Below are 19465 nucleotides of genomic sequence, written 5' to 3'. Positions count from 1 at the left end.
AAGATGTCTTGGTATAACAGAGTTTTCAGTAGTTAATTTCCCAGAGAAATTTGTTGTACATGGATGAAGAAGCAAAGGAAATATAAAGAATAATAAGAAGTGTTCTAGAGTAAAAGTGGGGGTGTTCATAGTTAAAGAGAGGAGGCGGTTAATATTTAATTGACTAGCTTTTTTTAGCGTGATAAAATAGGCTATGATTATAGGAATAAGTGGCTTTAAATAATTAAAAAAGTGAGGAATGTATTTGTGAATATTATTTTTTGTACTTCGCCATTTCAGGTTCTGATAGCTCGAGAGATAGTAAAAACAATAAAAGAGAAATTTATAGGGATCTATTTGAAAATGTCTCATGATAGGAGACAGGACATATACGCAGCAAAAATGATGGAATTTTGCGAAGATACGCTATTTATAGAAAATAAAAACTGGGTTTCTGAACTTAGAAAAAAACTAGGAAAAGTAAAAATTGAGAAATTCTATCTCGCTAGTCTAGATAATCCGATAGCTTTAAGTATATTAAGTTTTGAGTCGATGCAATTATTCACTTTTGACGATGGTAGTACTGCTGTTATTGCACCAAATATGTATACAGCTAATAAGCAAAGGATAGTGTCGCATAACGGTATGACTTTAGAAAATGTTGTAAACTTATCTCAAGGACACTATACGATTTTTGATAGCAACACTGTATTCCCAGATTCAAAACTTATTAAAATAGATTTCAATACACAGCCAGAAGATTTTATTCGAGCGAATAATGGAAAAACGGTGAGAGTATTTTTAGGGCAGGCATTAGGGTCTTGTTTTGATGAGAAGGATATAGTGATTACAAAAGAATTAACTAAGAAAGCATTGACTAGCCTGGGGGATGTTTTATACTACCCTCATCCACGATTTTCTTTGGAATTAGAAAATGTAAATAACGTCAATACGGATGTTTGCTTTGAAGAGGATATATATAAGTTGCTAACTGAGTATGAATATGTAGAAGTCTATGGTTTTTACTCTACGTCGCTCCTTTTGGTAAAAGACATTCCAGGAGTAAGCGTCAAAGGATTTAGAACATTTTTGACTACAAATGAATCGCAGGTGTTAAACGATTTTGGGATAGAATATATAGACTTACCGATATCAGATAGAAAAGTAGATATTATCATACCGGTGCACAATGCTCAAGCAACTGTAGCGTCTGCTGTAGAATCGGTGCTGAATCAAGTACACAATAATTTCAGACTTATTATTGTGGATGGTGATTCGACTGATGATACAGAACTAATTTGCAGAAAATATCTAGAAGATAGTAGGGTGAATTATTATAAGATTGAGAGTGGGGGAATTTTTAAAGCTCTTGATGCTGGTATTTCCCTATCGACTGCGGAGTATATAGCAAGGTTAGATGCTACGAATGAGTAGTTGCCGTGGCATCTTGACTTTCTTCTTAGTGAATTGGAGTTGAATCCTAGATTAGATGTAATAGGTTCAAAGGTTATAGAAGGAGATTGTGTTGGTGGTATAAGGCGAAGTGTCTCTAATAATTTATCAGGAGAAAAGTTGTGGATGATGTTGGCATATAAAAATATTTTCAATCATTCCGCTGTTGTTTTTAGAAAAGAAGCATATGAACAGGCTGGACGATATGATTTTAATAGCTGTGGTTTCGAAGATTGGCATTTGTGGGCGCGTATGGTGACTAAGGATAATGCTTTAGTGTTAGGTACTGTAACTGTATTTTGTAAGATATCGGATGAATATGACAGGGAAATGCTTTTTAGAAGTAGGCTTGCTAGGAGTCGAGGGTTAAGATTACAGGATGTATTGGAGTAGAATATGGTTAAAGTGTTTACAATAAAAGAAGGAGTACCTTGTCGTATTTATGGCTTTGAAAGAAGTCAATTGGCACGTCAAGATATTTTCGAAGAGATAGGTATAGAGCACCAATTGGTTGTTACGAATTTTGATGAATTTGTACCTAATTTTGTTGAGACTCTTGAAAGTTTAGGGTTTAAGAATTTTTATCATGTCATTTTAGAAAAATCTAACATCGCTAGAGATAAGCCGTGTGTTGATGGAAAATTTGTGGAAACATTAGAAAATGTTGCGGCAGTAGAATATACTAAAGAAGGTTTTGTTGGTCTTGTTTTCTATAAAGATGGAGTTATCGAATGTTACACTTCGCAGTTATTATATAAATACATTCCGAAGGAACATAAGTTTATTCTTTATGGGAAAGAGGGGATAGTCTTAGAAGGTGATGCTTCGGAAAATTATCATCAATACCACGTAAGAAAGACTGACGAAATATTATCACAGTGGCAACTTGTAAGTGAATATTTAGCAGAAAATTCAACGACAAACGATAAGTTTGTTATAGATATGATTAATGAGTATCCACTTCAGTTGAGGAAATTTTTCCAAAATACTAGAAGAGAATTATTTGCGTATACGCATTATGATATACTTGCACCGTTTATGAAATTTGTATTGCAAGGTTGGTGTAAGAATATTGTTGCGAGTCCTATTTTAGAAGAGAGGCTTGGAAGTGATCGGGTTAGATTTTTGCCGCCAGTGTATGTAGAAGAAGTTAAGGATAAAACTTATACAAAAGTAAAAGATTGGTGTATTGTTGGTAATATGACGATAATAAAAAAATGCGAACTAGCGATAGAAGCATTTAGACGAACGCCAGAAAGTATGCTAACTATTTATGGTAATCTGCCGGAGGGATATAAGAAGGATAATCTACCAGAAAACGTTAGGTTCGCTGGGTTTGTAAAAGAGGTACCTTATGAGAAACATGAGGGTTATATTTCTTGCTCGCTTAGTGAGTGTTTTGCAAATGCTGCAGTAGAAGCATCATCGAAAGGTTTAGTCTGTCTTCTTTCAAATGTTGATTTAGCTCATAGCTACTATGCAAGTATCTGTGAGAATACTAAAACTTTTAATTCGTTTGAAGAGTTAGTGATTTTGTTAAAAAAATATCAAGAAGAAGGTGGATATCCATCTTCAACATTTGCAAATGAATATACAAGGCAAAAGGCAGTAGATGCTTATATAGAAGTTTTGAAAGTAAAGTAAAAACATCTATAAAACAAACGAATATACATATTATTAAAAATCCTTATGGTGCAATTTCTTGTAGAAGAAATCTAATTATAGACGTGGATTCTCTATAGAAATGCATAATAAGGATTTTTTTAGAGGCTCTTTGCCAAGTGCGGGGGCAACTCGATAAAATCTTGTTTCTTAAGAAATCACGATTTTTGAGTTGTGAACAGGTCTCGAAAAATTTAGGTAATACACACAAAGAGGAGAGGCTGACAAGAAGGTCCTAAAATGTAACAAAGTTCATATGAGAACTCATAGACGCAGTGGTTTATTGATATCTAAAATCGCTTTAGAAAAGCTTTTTAGATATCTAATAAACTGTGCGGGGGTGACTCGACAAAATCTTGTTTCTTCGAAATCACGATTTTTGAGTCACTCCCTCTCTGATTATAGAACTCTAGTTAGTTTACTAAAGACAATCCCAGTTGAATAAAACATCTTCAAAGTCTAGATTTTTTAATTTATCATTGTTTATGAAGAAATTAGCAACACCAAAATCGCCCCACATGATTTGAGCATCGTTAGAGTCGTTGCTCCACTGACTTTCTACTTGTAGGAGAGTAATGTCGTATGCGTTTGGTTCGTCCGGATTTCTAGGATCCCACTGAGTAAATGTAGGATAAGCGCCGATAGCGTGATTAACCCCGTTAAACGCCTTAAATAACGTATCAAAAATATCTTGCTCTAAGTAATCGTATAAATCTTTGACATCTTCATTTGGAAATAATTCTTGAATAGTCTGTAGTGCCACCTCCTCAAACTGAAAATCATTTGAAGTAATAGATGACATACCTTTTTCAAATTTTAAGGCGAAAGAGGTATTTTTTTTATTAAAAGGTGAATATTCTTCGTCATTATCTTCGTTTAGTAAATTATACTTATTTAAAACATCTTCATTTGTTATGCCATCTTCGATTTCTTTAATGTATTTTACGCGATAATCTTCTCTATTATTCAATCCGAAGGTCTCATTACGGCTAATCCAAAATTGTAATAATCCCACTTTAGGATATAAATTATTCTCCGGTAATTCAGTACAATTTATTTGAGCTAGTAAGGACAACTGTATGTCGTTAGAATCTTTAGGAACATTAGAATCGTTAGCGATATACGGAATACCACCGAATTTACTATCTGTAATGCCAAGATTATTATTTTCTTCAAGCATGATATTGATGCATTCGTGCGTATTATCATTTTTTATTTTCTCTATAACTTTATTAATATCCTCAAGTGTAATCATAAAAGCCTCCAGTATATGATGTTAATTAAATGTTCTCTGAAATTATATGAAAAGATTTAACCATAGTCAAGGAAATAGATGTGAAAATAGAGGTTATGTTAATGAAAAGTGATAGTGTCTTAAGTAGAGAAAAGGAAAAATATGATGAAATATATCCTATTAGTTTATTTATCATATAAACAGAAAGAATTTCCAATATATTTTTATAAAAAATGATTAATAAAGTAGGGGGTGAATCAAAAATCTCGCTTTTGAAGAAATAAGGTTTTGTCGAGGTCCTGTAAGGTTTATTAGATATTTAAAAAGCTTTTTAAAGTGAATTTATATATCAATAAATACTGTTCCTATGAGTTTTTATATATACTTTTTCTAAAAATTAGGATTTTTGGGTCACCTCCCATGGTAATTTATGGTATAATCAAAACAATAACATTAACTAAAGGAGAATTTGATGAAACCATTCAGTAGAAAAATTGAAAAGATATTAGCTTGGATAGCGAATGTTATTATGATACTTATGACAGGATTAGTATCACTTGGAGCATTTTCTGGGCAGTTAGAAACAGCACTACAACAACCACAGCTTGAACCTATGTTAAGTAGCTTAGCAGCAGATCAGGGAATTTCCGCATTTCTAACGAGCTCAGGAATGTCTATAACAACACTTTTTGTGACTGCGGTGAAAGTATATGCAGTAGTGGCGATAATTGCGTTAGTGATTGCTTTGATAGCGTCATTTACTATGAGAGCAAGAATCGTTTCAGGAATTTTATTCCTAATCTCGGCAGTGTTAGTTGGACTAATGACAGCGGGTGTTCTAATTCCTGTGTACTTATTATACTTCGTAGTGGCAGTTATGTTATTCGCGAGAAGAGCGCCAAAAAACACCGATAACTCAGATTTCACACAAACAACTTCTGAAAAACCAGAGATAGAGAGACTAGAGTATATGTAAGGGGCTGACCTAAAAGGTCTAAATTTAAAAAAGTGTATATGATAACTCATAGACGCAGTGGTTTATTGGTATCTAAATTCGCTTTATGAAAGCTTTTTAGATATCTAATAAACTGCGCGGGGGCGACTCGATAAAATCGATTTCTACGAAATCACGATTTTTGAGTCACTCCCTAGGAAATCAATAAACTATTTTATCAAATGTGCACCATCGAAGATTAAAACTGTCTTCATGCGCCAAAGATAGGATAGTTTTTTTATTTTGAAATAGTTTTTGCTGAGAAAGAGTTCGTAAAAGTTAAAAATTAAATTTAATGTGGAGATTCTCTAAATATAAAAAATAATTTTGTATAACTAAACTTTATTAATAAATCATAATAGATAGAAATAGTCAGTGAAAACTAAAGAATTCTATTGTTTTAAAAGGTTTTAAATAGATAAATCTTTGATAAATATTGTTTTTTATAGTATAATTATTAAGATAAAGTATTTTCTGTATAGGATTGGAATATGATTGAAATAATAGTTAATTCTAGAAGTAAGAAAAGTCTTATTGAACTTGATAAAATAGAACAAGTTTTGCAAGAAAAGAAGTTGCCTTACAGAGTGTTAAAAACATCGAAGAACAACAATGCAGAAAGCCTTATGAATAAAATTCATGGAAATGAGTTGATAGTCATCGGGGGCGATGGAACTATTAACGAAGTGATAAATAACTATCATGGTAAAGAGATTATCTATCTTGCATATGGTTCGGGGAATGATCTTGCTAGATCTATAAGGTTCAAAAAAGATGTTGAAATAAGTCGATTATTAGATTCAAAAAAGTTTATTGAATATGATGTAGGTGTTGTTAACGATAGAAAATTCTGTTCGGGATTTGATATAGGGTTTAATGCTGACGTTATAAAGAGAGCCAATGGCTCAAAGATGAAGAAATATCTAGGAAAGCATATCTATCTTCTTAAAGGAGTAATAGGTATTTTAATGCTGAAAAAATATAAAGCGAAAATCTCATGGGACGACGGAGAAATCGAAACAGACAAGTTGTACTTGCTTAATGCGATGGTTCAACCTTATGAAGGTGGCGGGATAAAATTTGCACCGGATGCGACAGGTCAAGATGGAAAACTTCACGTTATGATAATGGAAAATATGTCTTTAATAACTTTTATTTATAATTATATATGTCTGCTTCTTAAAAAACATAATAAACTGAGGAAAGTTAAACAAATAACGACGGATAGATTAACTATAAAGACAAATCAGAGATACTTTCAAATTGATGGAGAATTAATAGACAGTGAGGAGAAATTAAATCTAAGCTGTATTAGCAAATTTTATAAATTGAAGAGGATGGAGAAAAATGAGAAGAAATTCAAGTAGTCGAAATAGAAGACACGAGGATAGCATAGGAGCTTTCGAGATTGTCAATGGGATACTGACTATTTTACTAATTATACTTGGAGGGTTAGTAAGTTGGACGATGCTAAAATATGACTTTCTAAATTTTAGAGGAATTAACTATGGGATAATCGGAGTAATAGTTTTAGCGGTAGTACTTGCGATATTCCTCGTAATTAAGAAAAAAGCGAGAATATTCAATGCGATAATGTTGATTGTTATGAATATAGCCTTGATATTTTCTTACATGCAGTTTAGAACGGCAATCGGCTTATTCGACAACTTAAACAGTAATGCAGCGGTGAGTGAGTACACGATGAGCGTTGTTGTTATGAAAAACGATGCAGCTGAAAAACTTGCCGACTTAAAAGGAGAGGCAGTAGCAGCTCCGGTATCTGTAGATGGTGAAAATATTAATAAACTGATGAAAGAGATTCGCGATAAAGAAAAACAAAGTCTAAACCTTACGGAATCTAAAAACTACATCTCAGCTTATGAAGAATTAGCCGCAGGAACTAGCAGAGCAATGATTCTTAATAGCTCGTTCGAAGATCTTATTACTAGCCAACATGCAGATTTTAAAGATAAAACGAAAAAAATCTATGAATTTAAAATAAAAAAATCAGTAAATGCGAAAGCAAAACAAAATGCAGGTGACACATTCAACGTGTATATAAGTGGTATCGACACGTATGGACCGGTGTCAAGTGTTAGCCGTTCAGACGTTAATATTATTATGACGGTTAACAAAAAAACTGGAAAAATCTTATTAACTACAACACCACGTGATTCTTATGTGAAAATCGCTGATGGTGGAAATAACCAATACGACAAACTTACACACGCAGGTCTGTATGGGGTAGATTCTTCAATACATACACTAGAAAATCTATACGGTATTAAAATAGATTACTATGCTAGACTTAATTTCACATCATTCTTAAAACTTATTGATATAGTTGGAGGGGTAGATGTGTATAATGATCAGGCGTTTGTATCGTATGGCGGAAAAAAAGCTTTCCAACCAGGTTTATTACATATGAATTCTGAAGATGCTTTAATGTTCGTTCGTGAAAGATATGGTCTTACAGGTGGAGATAATGACCGAGGTAAAAACCAAGAGAAGGTTATTACAGCGATAATTAAAAAACTAACTTCAAAACAAGGTTTATCAAATTATCAAAGTATTATTAAAGAACTAAGTGAATCAATTCAGACAAATATGCCAATAGAAACAGCTATGGGGCTTGCGAATGAACAGCTTAGTGCAGGTAAAGATTATAATGTAACATCACAAGCATTAACAGGAACAGGAAGCATGGGCTTACCATCATATGCAATGCCTGGAGCTACATTATATATGACACAGATCAATGAACAAAGTTTAAAAGAAGTTACAGAAAATATTAAAGAAGTATTGGAAGGTAAGTAGATGAAAGACGGGGTTAGAATGATAGACATACATTCCCATGTTGTCTTCGGAGTGGATGACGGTGCAAAAACTGAAAAAGATACTCGTGATTTACTAGAAGAAAGTTATAGACAAGGTGTTAGAACTATTATCGCAACACCTCACAGAAGACGTGGAATGTTCGAAACAGACATAGAAATAATAAGAGAAAACTTCAAGCGAGTAGAAGAAATCGCTGCTGAAGTAGCTGAAGATCTAAGAGTATACTTAGGTAGCGAAGTCTACTATAAAGAAGGGGAAATCGCTAAGATTGAAAGTGGGGAATACCCTCGATTAGCGGAAACAGACTATGTACTTGTAGAATTCCCTTATGAAATGCGTTATAAAGAAATCCATAGAGCATTGAACAAGGTTATACTACTTGGATTAACACCAGTAGTAGCACATGTTGAAAGATATAACGATGTAGATGAAAAAGGTGTTCAAGAGTTAATTAACATGGGTGTGTATATCCAAGTTAATGCAGCTAGTGTTCTAAAACCAAAATTACTTGGTGATAAACACAAGCATTACAAAAAACGTGCTAAAAAATACTTAGATGAAGAGTTAGTTCATTTCATCGCAAGCGACATGCACAACATGGATTCTCGAAGAACGTATATGAAAGAAGCGTACGATATTATCGAGAAGAAATACGGACCGACAATAGCTTATGAATTATTTGAAAAAAATCAAGAAAAACTACTAATGAATAAAATAATATAAAGAGAGGAAAAATATTATAATGGATAATCAAGAAAAAGATTTAATACAGTTAGATATTATGCTACTGTTAAGAAGAATTTGGGAGAAGAAGGTATTAATAGTACTAGTAACATTACTATTCACGGCGGTATCACTTGCGGTTAGCATATTCTTAGTAACACCGCAATATTCATCTACTACAAAAGTATATGTAGTTAACCAAACGAAGGATGAGAAGAAAGCAATTACTACACAAGATGTTCAATTAGGGTCATTATTAGTAAAAGACTATAAAGAGATTATTCTTTCTAACAGGGTTATGGAAGATGCGGCAGAGAAAAGCGGAACGGATATTACTGCAAAAGAATTAGCGAAAAAAGTTAGTGTAGAAGCACCAAAAGATACACGTATTATCTCAATCACTGTTCAAGATAAAGATCCACAAGTAGCGAGTGAATTAGCGAATATTGTAAAAGAGGTATCAGCAGACCAAATTAAAGAAGTAACGAAAATCGAAGACGTAACAACATTAGAAGAAGCCAAAGCAGCTAACTCTCCAAGCTCTCCAAATATTCCTAGAAATGGAATTTTAGCGACAGCATTAGGATTTATCTTAGCTGTGGCTGGAGTAGTGTTATTTGAGTTACTAGATGATAGAGTTAAACGAGCAGAAGATATTGAAGAAACAATGGGATTAGTGCTTTTAGGGGTAGTTCCAGATACAAAAACAGGAAAGAGATAAGGTGAAAATACATGGCACAAATTAATTTACTAACAAACCAAAAAATAGTAGATCCTAAAAATGATGAATATTTTAACGCCTTACGTACAAATATCCAATTTTTAGGGAAAGACAAAAAAGTAATCGCGATAACGTCAACTTCAGAGAATGAAGGAAAGAGTACTGTATCGACTAACTTAGCAATCTCATTAGCGAAGCTAGGATTAAAAACTATGTTAGTTGATGCCGATACGCGTAAATCAGTTATGGCAGGACGTTTTAAATTTAAACACAAAATTAGTGGATTATCAAATTACCTATCAGGGGTATCTCCAATAGAGGACGTTATTTATGAAACTGATGTGGAACATCTTAATGTTATTCCAGCGGGGCAAGTACCACCGAATCCAACAGGATTACTACAAAACAAGAACTTCAACATTATGATCGAAGTATTTAGAGAATATTACGACTATGTAATTATCGATACACCACCAGTTGGTCAGGTAATAGATGCGGCTATCGTGGCACCTAAGACTGATGGGGTAGTAATGGTAGTGGAAGCAAATCGTGTTAAGAAAAAAAGTCTAGAAAAATGTAAAGAACAACTTGAAAAAGGTGGAGCAGAATTCTTAGGAGTAATCTTAAACAAAGTTAGCTCAAATGAACTTGGTTATGGTGGTTATTACGGGTACTATGGTAGCTATGGAGAACATGGAAAAAAAGGTAAAAAATAGATATTAAATTAAGAGGAGAACAAGATGTATTATATAAGAAGAAATAATAAGTTTTTGTTCTTGGTGACCGATTTAATAGCTTTATCTTTAGCCTATATCCTTAGTTTTGATTTTCAATCGAAATCAAAAGATAACTTATACTTCTTTATTGCTATGAATATTATCGGTATTCTTGTGGCGCTTATGTCGGAAGAATACTGGACAATATCTGAACGAGGTTATCTTAAGGAAGTTAAGACTACATCGTTATATGTCCTAAAAGTTGTTTCATTATTCACATTGTTTTTAGTGGTAATTAATAGTAATGATTTCTTTAACATGATGAAGAGTTTTGAATGGATTATTTATTTAATTTTATCTTTTGTTTTTATTTATTGTGTAAGAACTATTTCTAAAAGAATAAATAATCAATATCGAGATGATAGTCGTAATATTATAATATTATCTGACTTTTGTGATTTAGGTACAATTGGTGAACTTCCAGATAATTATGAGGTGTTGGCATACGCTAACACTTCAAAAGAGGATTTTTATAATGATAAGCCTGTAGTTCATAATATAAGTGAAATTAGAGATTTTTTATCTTGTCACAGGGTTGATGAAATATATGCCAATTTATCATCACAGACTAGTTTGGTCGAGATTTTTAAGATTTTTGAAGTGCTTGGTATACCTACAAAAATCAATATCACCCCGATTATAAAAGAGGTTGGGGCGAATACAGTGGTTACCTTCCAAGGGGATAATATTTACCTAACATCAGCTATAAAAATTGCAACACTGCGCCAGATAATTCTGAAGAGAGTTATGGATATAGCAATTTCAATAGCGGGAATACTATTAACAATTCTTGTTGGAATAATAATACTACCAATAGTGAAAAAACAAGCCCCAGGACCACTTATATTCACTCAAACGAGAATAGGTCAAAATGGTAAAAAGTTCAAAATATATAAATTTAGAAGTATGTATATGGACGCAGAGGAAAGGAAAGCAAAATTACTTAGTCAAAACGAGTTAGAGACGACGTTAATGTTTAAAATGGATAATGATCCTAGAGTCTTTCCATTTGGACAAAAGTTAAGAGATTGGTCATTGGATGAACTTCCACAGTTTATCAACGTCCTTAAAGGAGATATGAGTGTTGTAGGGACACGACCTCCGACAGTTGATGAATATACGCAGTATGATCTTCATCACTTCAAACGTATGCAGGTAAAACCAGGTATTACGGGAATGTGGCAGGTTAGTGGAAGAAGTAATATTCTTGATTTTGAAGAAGTAGTCAAACTAGATATGAAATATATCGAAAATTGGTCGCTAAGACTGGACATAAAAATTATAGTTCGTACTATAATGGTTGTCCTAAAAAGAGAGGGAAGTAAATAATACGGGAAAAGTAAAAATAGGGAGTGGCTATATAAGTATATACAACCGCTCCTTGTTCTGATAAAAATAAAAAAGACTGTGTTTCGTCGCCAAACTAAAACACAGACTTATATAAGTGAATATGGATATATTAACATAAAAATTGATAAAATGGAAGTGAGAGGATTAAATTTGTCTACAAAAATTAAAATATTAATAGCAACGCATAAAGAGTTTACTCCTCCTAAAGATGAAATATACCTACCTATTCATGTAGGTGCTGAAGGTAAAGGAGAACTAGGTTATCAAAAAGATAATATTGGTGAAAATATATCATGTTTAAATCCATACTTTTGTGAATTAACAGGTGTATATTGGGCGTGGAAAAATTTAGATGCAGAGTATATTGGATTAGATCATTACCGTAGATATTTCAGTACTAAAAAAGTGAAATATAAAGAGGGTATGGATATAAATGAAATAGTTCTAGATAAAGAAAGTACAGAACGATATCTGAGGGAAGCAGATATACTAGTTCCAAAATTAAGAAAATATTATATCGAAACACTTTATGATCACTATGCAAATACACTTGATGGTAGTCATCTAGATAAAGCAAGAGATATCATTTCAGAGATGACACCAGAGTATATTGATGTATTTGATAAAGTGATGAAACGAACTAGTGGTTATATGTTCAATATGTTTATTATGAAGAAAGAACTACTTGATGAATATTGTGCATGGCTATTCCCAATTTTATTCGAATTACAAAATAGAATAGATGTTTTTAATCTTACAGCTTTCGAAGCAAGATTATTTGGAAGAGTGAGTGAACTTCTATTCAATGTTTGGTTAGTAGAGAAGAAATATAAAGTTAAAGAAGTACCATTTTTTGATGCTTTTGAAGTAGATTGGTTAAAAAAGGGTGGAGCATTCTTAAAAGCGAAGTTTTTCAAAAAGAAATATAAAGAGAGTTTTTAGATAAATATATATTGAGAAAATGATTTATAGATAATAGGAGGAAAATAGTGGAAAATAAAGTATTAACAATAGCAGTACCATCATATAATGCAGAGAAATATCTACTCGAAACTATACCAACAATTTTAAATTCAAAATATATAGATTTGATAGATTTAATAATTGTTAATGATGGTTCTGCAGACTTAACTAAAGAAGTAGCATATGAGTTGAAAAATAATAATCCTAATTCAATCAGAGTCATAGATAAAGAAAATGGTGGACATGGATCAGCTGTAAACACGGGTATAGAATATGCGATAGGAAAATACTTTAAAGTAGTTGATGCAGACGACTGGGTTAATACAGAAAATCTAGATACATTAATAGAGTATTTAATGCAAACAGATGTAGATGAGGTTTTATCACCTTACTATCGTGTATATGTAGATTCAATAGGAAGTATAATACGTGAGGAAGAGTATAATGAGTTTATAAATGTCGAAGACAGAAAACAATATTCAGCCGATGAATTTTATAGTCTAATAAAACAAACAGTAGGTATGCATACAATAACGATAAAAACTGCAATATTGAAAGATAATAATATAAGATTATCGGAGAAAATGTTTTATGTAGATATGGAGTATATAAGTTTAATTCTTCCTTATGTAGAATCAATTGTCTGTTTGAATACTCCAATATATAGATATAGACTAGGTACTACAACTCAAAGTGTAAGTGATGATAGCTATATTCGAAATAGAGAAATGCATAAAAAGGTGATATTAAATATAGTAAGATTTTATACAAGTATTAGCACATCAGAAATCCGAAAAAATATCCTGTTAAAATTAATAAAAAACTTAATAAAAAAACAATGGACGATTTATTTTTCGATAGAGAACGCAGAAGAAGCTAAAAAAGAACTAATTGAATTTGAAAGGGATATCTATAATATAAATATTAATCTTATTAATGATATGAAGTTAAAACAGTTGAATCTAATTAGAAAATATAATTATAAATTGTTTAAAATAGCGAAAGTATATTTTAACTGGAGAAAAAAATGAATAAAATAATGAATATAATACAAGAATATATATACTTGAATAAAAAATTCTCGTTTAAAATAGCTAATAATAGGATTTTAGAAATTCTATTTTCTAGATTAGCAAAATTTAGTTTTTTTGAAAAAAAAGTTATAGAATTTTATAGGAAAAAGCACAATGATATAATTAATATTTTGGAAGTAAATTTAGAAAAATTTTTAGAAGCTTACACGTATAATAATGATGTAAACAAAGATAACGAGGAAAAATATATATTCTCTCTTTGGTTACAAGGATATGAAAATGCGCCTATAATTGTAAAGAAAACTATAGAAAGTCAAAAAAAATATGCTCAAAAATATGGATATAATTATATATTATTAGATGAAAAAAATCTCTATGATTTTGTGGATATGCCAATAGAATTAGTAGAAAAATATAATACAGGAAAGATAGATGCCATTAAGTACTCTGATATTATAAGAACTATACTTCTATCAGAATATGGGGGAGTATGGTTAGATTCTACAATATACTTGGATTGTTCAGAAAAACTAGAATATTTAGAAAGTAAATTTTATACGATAAGAGCTTCAGGAACTGAATATTACCCTAGGTATGTTTCTAATGGGAGATGGGCATTATTTTGTCTCGCTGGAGAGAAAAACAATATTGTTTTTGATTTCTTAAAAAAGATACAACTAGAGTATTATAGATTGTACGATAGTCCAATCGATTACTATTTGATTGACTACTTAATGGAAATAGGATATAAAAATATTGATGAAATAAAATTACAGGTGGATAGTGTGTTAGATAATAATAAAAAACTATATTATCTAGTGGATAATTTTTCTAATACATTTAATAGAGAAAATTGGAATGAAATTCTAGAAGATACAAGAATATTTAAATGTAGTTACAAGATTTTAATAAAAAAAAATAAACAAACCTATTATAGTATGCTTATAGAAAATAAGTTGTGATACAGAATTGGTAATTTGTTGTTTTTTCTGATTTTTAAATATTTGTTAAATAGTACTAAAATGAAATTATAATAGAAAAAAGAGGATTGTCATATTATGAAGATAGCATTCATAGGTCAAATTAAAAACAAGCAAACTGGATTAGGTAAAGCTATAAATGATACTTTAGTATATTTGAAAGAAAATACAGAAAAATTAGAGGAAATTGATATAACAGATAATAAGAAATTTATTTCAAGTATAAGGAAGATTCTAAAATCTGAAGCAGAGTTATATTATTTCACACCATCAGGTTCAATTTTTGGTAATATAAGAGATACAGTATATTTATTTGTAATGATTTCTAGAAAAAGAAAAATAATAACTCATTTCCATAATAGTGCATTTGGAAAAGTTATTGAGAGCAATATATTTATAAAACTAATAAATAAGTATATATATTCTAAAGTAAATAAAATTATTGTTTTAGGTGAAAAGTCTAAGGATATGTTTAAATTACTAGGTGTTGAAGATAGTAAATTTGAAATTGTTAGAAATGGAATAGATGAATATCTATTTATAGAACCTAAAAAATTATCAGAAAAATTTTTAAGTAATAGAAGAAATATAGTTTTCTTTAGCAATATGATAGAAGCCAAAGGATATAATATCGTGCTTAATTTAGCGAAAAAAATGGAAAATAATCACGATTTTAACTTTTATTTCTCTGGGAAATTTTTTGATGAAAAATTAGAAAAGAAATTTAAAAATGAGATTTCTTCACTAACAAATGTGGAATATATAAGTGGTGTATATAGTATGGAGAAAAAATACTTGTTAGAAAAAATGCATTATTTTATTCTTCCTTCTTATTATAAAGATGAAACATTACCCATTAGTATGTTAGAAGCTATGGCGAACGGGTTATATATAATAGTTAGTGATGTTGGTGTTATTTCTGAAGTAGTTAATAAGGAGACATCAAGATTATTGACTAAAATAGATGATGAAACTGAAAAAGAAATAGAAAATATAATTTTGGAATCTTCGAACTGTTTAGATAAATTAGATTTTAAGATAGATTCACTTGCAAAATACTATTCTAATAGACAGATTCAGATAGAAATATTTAAAATTATAAAGAAAATAATTAAAGAAAATAAAAATTAAAGAAAGTGATAGAAATGAAAATTAGTATTATTATACCAGTTTATAATGTAGAAGAATATTTGCATTATGCTATGGAAAGTTTATTAAAACAGACATATAATAATTTTGAAATTATATTAGTTAATGATGGTTCGACTGATAATTCTGGAGAATTATGTAATAGGTATTCAGAAGATTATGATTTTGTTAGAGTGTATCATAAAGAAAATGGTGGACTATCAGATGCTAGAAATTTTGGAGTAAACAAGAGTGAAGGGGAATTTATTACATTTTTAGATCCTGATGATTTCATAGAGGATTATACATTAGAGTTAATGTATGGTTTACAAAAGGAATATAATGCTGATTTAGTTGCTACTAATATTAAAGTTGTGTATAACCATGAAATTAATAATAAAAAAGAAAGAAATAATAATGTCTATGAATGTAGTAATAAAGAAGCTTTGGAACTGATGTACTATAATGAAATTGCTACAGTGTCTGCATGTGGAAAGTTATTTAAACGCGAGTATCTATTGGATGTACCATTTCCAAAGGGGAAAATATATGAAGATCTATTTATAGTGGCAGATTTATTAAAAAATATGAAAAAAATAGTTATAACTCAGGAAGAAACATACAATTATTATCAGAGAGAGAATAGTATAGTAAATTCACCTTTTTCTGAAAAACAGTATGATTATTTTTCGGCAATAGATAATAATGAATTAGTAATAAAAAAATATTATGAGAATAATCAAGAAATATTGAAGGCGTTAAATTCAAAAAGGTTTATTGGTTCATTTCTTTTAAGTAATATGGCTATAAAAAGTAGTAAAAAGGATGTAAAGAAAATAAAAAAATTAATAGCACCCTACTATATTAGTCTACTTTTAAATGATAAAGTATCTATGAAAAGAAAAATTCAAGCAACAATATTTATGATATCAAATAATGCTTATTATTTATTGAAAAATGTTCTAAAATAAGGGGGTAGTATATGAGTAATAAAAATATTAATTCACTAATGGAATATTTTCTAGTGGGATCATTATTGTTAACCTCAAATACAGTATATCAATATAGTGATTTTTTTAATTCTTTTAATATTGTTTTAAATATAGTAATATTAATATCATTATTATATATGATTGTGAATACAAGTATATCGAAACAAGTTTTGTATAAAACAATGATTGTCATAAGTATATTTATTTTCGTTGTATCTTTAATAAAAATAAGTAATAGAGAAAAATTATTAAGTATAACTAATGTATATTATTATTTATATTATCCTATAATGTTTCTTGTTTTAGTAATACTATATTACAGAAAAAGTATAGTACGAATATTGGAGAAATATGTAAGAATAAGTGTAATATTAAGTATAATATCATTGTTTTTTTGGAGTTTAGGAAGTATTTTAAAAATCGTTCATCCTTCTAATGTGATAACATCATATTGGGCAGATGGGGTAATAGATAATTACTATTATCTTCATTTTGATACGCAGCAGATTGAAGTCTTTGGTAATGTAATTATAAGAAACAGTGGAATTTATCCAGAAGCACCGATGTTTAATTTATCGCTATGTATAGCGTTACTATTCCAAATATTAATATTAAAGAGAATTAACTTAAGCACTTGGATACTGATTGTTACTATTATCACAACTACATCAACTACAGGGGTTTTTGTTTTAGGATTTTTAGTAATATATATGTTTATAATTAAAGTCAAAGGGTTATTAAAGTACATTTCAATATTTTGTACTACAATTGTTATGTTTTTATTAATGGAATTATGGGATAATAAGTCAATAAGTGGTTCAGCTAGTATTCGCTTTGACGACTATAATGCAGGTTTGATCACTTGGAAAGAAAATCTATTTTTGGGTTCAGGATTTACAAACGGTTTAACTAATATTCAAAGAAATATGGATACTACAATACGAGATAACTTAGGTTATAGTAATAGTTTATTTGTTATCTCTGCACAGGGAGGAATTTTGCTGATAATGTTTTATTTTTTCCCGATATTATATATTTTTATAAAAAGAAAATATTCATATGATTTAAAATTTTTCTTATGTATGATTATTACACTTATGGTTACAACAATTTTTGTTGATACATATATATTTTTATTTGTTATTGGTATGATATATGCAACAATAATAGTGGGAGAAGTTAAAAATGAAGAAACTATAAGAGATATAGTTTGATATGGATAAGTAATTGAATATTTAAATTGTTACTAATTAATATAAAATTGATTAAGAAAGAGAGAGGTTATGAAACAAGCATATTTAATAATAGCACATAACAAAATAGAACAATTAAAATTTCTAGTATCTTTATTAGATTATGAAAAACATGATATTTTCATTTTGTTTGATAAAAAATCAAAAATTACCAAAGAAGAAAAAAACAGGTTGAGAAGAGTGTAAAGAAGTCGGCTGTATTTTTTACGAAAGAAATTCCTATTTATTGGGGGGACTATTCTCTAGTTGAAGCGGAGTTAGAATTATTTGAAACTGCTGCAAAAAGAGGTAAGTATAGTATGTATCATTTGTTATCGGGGGTAGATTTACCTCTAGATACCGCAGAAAATATTTATAATTTTTTTGATGAAAATAAAAGTTATAGTTTCATAAATATATCACCTAAAGATGTATTCGCTAGAGCGAAAGCAGATGAACGAATCAAGTACTATTATTTAAATACTAAGTTAATTAATATTAAGAATACAAAAAGTAAGATGCTGAAAGCTATATTTATATTGTATAGAAAATTAGAAAAAGTGTTTCAAAAGATTGTTCGAATAAATAGAGTTAAAAATATTACAATCTCATATGGATCGAACTGGTGTTCTTTAAATCATAGTTCTGTGAATACTATAGTAAAAGAAAAAGAATTTATTGAAAAAACTTTTAAACAAGGATATTTGGTAGATGAATTAGTGATACATACTACATTAGCTACATTTAATAATTTCTCTAATTTATACCACTATGATTCAACAGACGATTTTCAAGGAAATCTTCGTTATATAAATTGGTGGGATGGTAGCCCGCATACTTGGACAGATTCTGATAAAGATATTGAACAACTTAAATATGGTAAAAAGCAGGGACATTTATTCTCTAGAAAATTTGATTTAGACAAATATCCTGAGATGAGAGAAAAAATAATGGATATTATTCAGAATTAAGAATATAGTGGTGCGGATATTGTTAAATAGATACCGACAAGCAAGTTTAGGGAATTAAGGTATGAATCTAGAATGATAAATGAATTATATTATAAAAATAGAGAGTAATATATTTACTTTATACTATGTATAGTTAGTAAGCTTAAAAATTACTTTTTCGTTTACTGGATATTCATTGTAGTCTTTTTTGGGTTTGTATTAAGATTTCTATTTAAATTAAAGGGAGAAAATATATTAGTGTAGTATTAAAAAATAGGCAGATTACTGTATTATTAGACTTGTTATTTGCCTATTGGATATAGTATGTTTAGTTTTAATGGGATTAGTCAGGATACTATTAAGAGAAAAAGTATAAAGATAATAATCAAGCGAAATTAATTAGTTGTAGGAGCTGGATAGTTAATTGCAATCTGTGTATATGTATATTTACGAAGAA

At 29.9% G+C, this 19465-nt stretch carries 19 protein-coding genes; 18 read left to right on the top strand and 1 reads right to left on the bottom strand.

The window, feature by feature from the left end:
• Positions 1–231: 231 nt before the first annotated feature.
• The 3 genes from ACO6OL_RS03065 to ACO6OL_RS03055 are packed head-to-tail and all read left to right on the top strand — an operon-like array spanning position 232 to position 3075.
• Positions 232–1413 carry a glycosyltransferase family 52 gene (locus tag ACO6OL_RS03065; protein WP_485502091.1) on the top strand — a complete coding sequence of 394 codons (1182 nt, stop codon included), beginning with the start codon at positions 232–234 and terminating at the stop codon, positions 1411–1413.
• A complete protein-coding gene (locus ACO6OL_RS03060) occupies positions 1414–1824 on the top strand; it encodes a glycosyltransferase family protein (RefSeq protein ID WP_485502090.1) in 411 nt (136 codons plus the stop codon). It abuts the gene before it with no gap.
• A gap of 3 nt (positions 1825–1827) precedes the next feature.
• Positions 1828–3075, top strand: coding sequence for a glycosyltransferase (locus ACO6OL_RS03055; RefSeq protein ID WP_485502089.1), 1248 nt, complete (start codon positions 1828–1830; stop codon positions 3073–3075).
• Between the two features lie 439 nt (positions 3076–3514).
• Here ACO6OL_RS03055 and ACO6OL_RS03050 read toward each other — a convergent pair whose 3' ends face one another.
• Positions 3515–4348 (bottom strand): YwqG family protein, encoded by an 834-nt coding sequence (locus tag ACO6OL_RS03050; RefSeq protein ID WP_485502088.1) that lies wholly within the window; start codon positions 4346–4348, stop codon positions 3515–3517.
• Between the two features lie 451 nt (positions 4349–4799).
• On the opposite strand from ACO6OL_RS03050, the gene ACO6OL_RS03045 reads away from it, so the two are divergent.
• From ACO6OL_RS03045 to ACO6OL_RS02975, 15 genes are all read left to right on the top strand, one after another.
• Positions 4800–5303: a DUF4064 domain-containing protein gene (locus tag ACO6OL_RS03045; RefSeq protein WP_485502087.1), complete on the top strand. Its 504-nt coding sequence runs from the start codon at positions 4800–4802 to the stop codon at positions 5301–5303.
• 509 nt (positions 5304–5812) lie between these two features.
• Positions 5813–6688: a diacylglycerol/lipid kinase family protein gene (locus tag ACO6OL_RS03040; RefSeq protein WP_485502086.1), complete on the top strand. Its 876-nt coding sequence runs from the start codon at positions 5813–5815 to the stop codon at positions 6686–6688.
• Positions 6669–8138, top strand: a complete 1470-nt coding sequence (gene cpsA, locus ACO6OL_RS03035) for an LCP family glycopolymer transferase CpsA (RefSeq protein WP_485502085.1) — start codon at positions 6669–6671, stop codon at positions 8136–8138. The genes ACO6OL_RS03040 and cpsA overlap by 20 nt, the downstream gene beginning before the upstream one ends.
• Positions 8139–8882, top strand: coding sequence for a CpsB/CapC family capsule biosynthesis tyrosine phosphatase (locus ACO6OL_RS03030; protein WP_485502084.1), 744 nt, complete (start codon positions 8139–8141; stop codon positions 8880–8882).
• A 19-nt stretch (positions 8883–8901) separates the two neighbouring features.
• Positions 8902–9603, top strand: a complete 702-nt coding sequence (locus ACO6OL_RS03025; protein WP_485502083.1) for a YveK family protein — start codon at positions 8902–8904, stop codon at positions 9601–9603.
• Between the two features lie 11 nt (positions 9604–9614).
• Entirely contained in the window at positions 9615–10319 is a 705-nt protein-coding gene (locus tag ACO6OL_RS03020; RefSeq protein ID WP_485502082.1) for a polysaccharide biosynthesis tyrosine autokinase, read from the top strand.
• 24 nt (positions 10320–10343) lie between these two features.
• Positions 10344–11708: a sugar transferase gene (locus ACO6OL_RS03015; RefSeq protein ID WP_485502081.1), complete on the top strand. Its 1365-nt coding sequence runs from the start codon at positions 10344–10346 to the stop codon at positions 11706–11708.
• Between the two features lie 171 nt (positions 11709–11879).
• Positions 11880–12671, top strand: a complete 792-nt coding sequence (locus tag ACO6OL_RS03010) for a DUF4422 domain-containing protein (RefSeq protein ID WP_314397628.1) — start codon at positions 11880–11882, stop codon at positions 12669–12671.
• Between the two features lie 47 nt (positions 12672–12718).
• Positions 12719–13723 (top strand): glycosyltransferase family 2 protein, encoded by a 1005-nt coding sequence (locus tag ACO6OL_RS03005; protein ID WP_485502080.1) that lies wholly within the window; start codon positions 12719–12721, stop codon positions 13721–13723.
• Entirely contained in the window at positions 13720–14688 is a 969-nt protein-coding gene (locus tag ACO6OL_RS03000; RefSeq protein ID WP_485502079.1) for a capsular polysaccharide synthesis protein, read from the top strand. The genes ACO6OL_RS03005 and ACO6OL_RS03000 overlap by 4 nt, the downstream gene beginning before the upstream one ends.
• 96 nt (positions 14689–14784) lie before the next feature.
• Positions 14785–15837, top strand: coding sequence for a glycosyltransferase family 4 protein (locus tag ACO6OL_RS02995; protein ID WP_485502078.1), 1053 nt, complete (start codon positions 14785–14787; stop codon positions 15835–15837).
• 14 nt (positions 15838–15851) lie between these two features.
• Positions 15852–16805, top strand: coding sequence for a glycosyltransferase family 2 protein (locus ACO6OL_RS02990; RefSeq protein ID WP_485502077.1), 954 nt, complete (start codon positions 15852–15854; stop codon positions 16803–16805).
• Positions 16806–16816: 11 nt separating this feature from the next.
• A complete protein-coding gene (locus ACO6OL_RS02985) occupies positions 16817–18040 on the top strand; it encodes an O-antigen ligase family protein (RefSeq protein WP_485502076.1) in 1224 nt (407 codons plus the stop codon).
• 69 nt (positions 18041–18109) lie between these two features.
• Complete coding sequence (locus tag ACO6OL_RS02980) at positions 18110–18265, top strand: hypothetical protein (RefSeq protein WP_485502075.1); 156 nt, start codon at positions 18110–18112, stop codon at positions 18263–18265.
• On the top strand, positions 18220–19029 hold the full coding sequence (locus ACO6OL_RS02975) for a beta-1,6-N-acetylglucosaminyltransferase (RefSeq protein WP_485502105.1): 810 nt from the start codon (positions 18220–18222) through the stop codon (positions 19027–19029). Before ACO6OL_RS02980 ends, ACO6OL_RS02975 begins: the two co-directional genes overlap by 46 nt.
• The last annotated feature ends 436 nt before the right edge of the window (positions 19030–19465 follow it).

The organism is Gemella sp. (assembly GCF_057272915.1).
This window is presented reverse-complemented; position numbering and strand designations above follow the sequence as displayed.

What these genes read in the sequence shown, in the direction of transcription:
- ACO6OL_RS02990 (WP_485502077.1), top strand. Translation starts at nt 15,852, where the DNA reads ATGAAAATTAGTATTATTATACCAGTTTATAATGTAGAAGAATATTTG.
- ACO6OL_RS03030 (WP_485502084.1), top strand. Translation starts at nt 8,139, where the DNA reads ATGAAAGACGGGGTTAGAATGATAGACATACATTCCCATGTTGTCTTC.
- ACO6OL_RS03025 (WP_485502083.1), top strand. Translation starts at nt 8,902, where the DNA reads ATGGATAATCAAGAAAAAGATTTAATACAGTTAGATATTATGCTACTG.
- ACO6OL_RS03055 (WP_485502089.1), top strand. Translation starts at nt 1,828, where the DNA reads ATGGTTAAAGTGTTTACAATAAAAGAAGGAGTACCTTGTCGTATTTAT.
- ACO6OL_RS03040 (WP_485502086.1), top strand. Translation starts at nt 5,813, where the DNA reads ATGATTGAAATAATAGTTAATTCTAGAAGTAAGAAAAGTCTTATTGAA.
- ACO6OL_RS03000 (WP_485502079.1), top strand. Translation starts at nt 13,720, where the DNA reads ATGAATAAAATAATGAATATAATACAAGAATATATATACTTGAATAAA.
- ACO6OL_RS02995 (WP_485502078.1), top strand. Translation starts at nt 14,785, where the DNA reads ATGAAGATAGCATTCATAGGTCAAATTAAAAACAAGCAAACTGGATTA.
- cpsA (WP_485502085.1), top strand. Translation starts at nt 6,669, where the DNA reads ATGAGAAGAAATTCAAGTAGTCGAAATAGAAGACACGAGGATAGCATA.
- ACO6OL_RS02980 (WP_485502075.1), top strand. Translation starts at nt 18,110, where the DNA reads ATGAAACAAGCATATTTAATAATAGCACATAACAAAATAGAACAATTA.
- ACO6OL_RS03045 (WP_485502087.1), top strand. Translation starts at nt 4,800, where the DNA reads ATGAAACCATTCAGTAGAAAAATTGAAAAGATATTAGCTTGGATAGCG.
- ACO6OL_RS02985 (WP_485502076.1), top strand. Translation starts at nt 16,817, where the DNA reads ATGAGTAATAAAAATATTAATTCACTAATGGAATATTTTCTAGTGGGA.
- ACO6OL_RS03020 (WP_485502082.1), top strand. Translation starts at nt 9,615, where the DNA reads ATGGCACAAATTAATTTACTAACAAACCAAAAAATAGTAGATCCTAAA.
- ACO6OL_RS03050 (WP_485502088.1), bottom strand. Translation starts at nt 4,348, where the DNA reads ATGATTACACTTGAGGATATTAATAAAGTTATAGAGAAAATAAAAAAT.
- ACO6OL_RS03015 (WP_485502081.1), top strand. Translation starts at nt 10,344, where the DNA reads ATGTATTATATAAGAAGAAATAATAAGTTTTTGTTCTTGGTGACCGAT.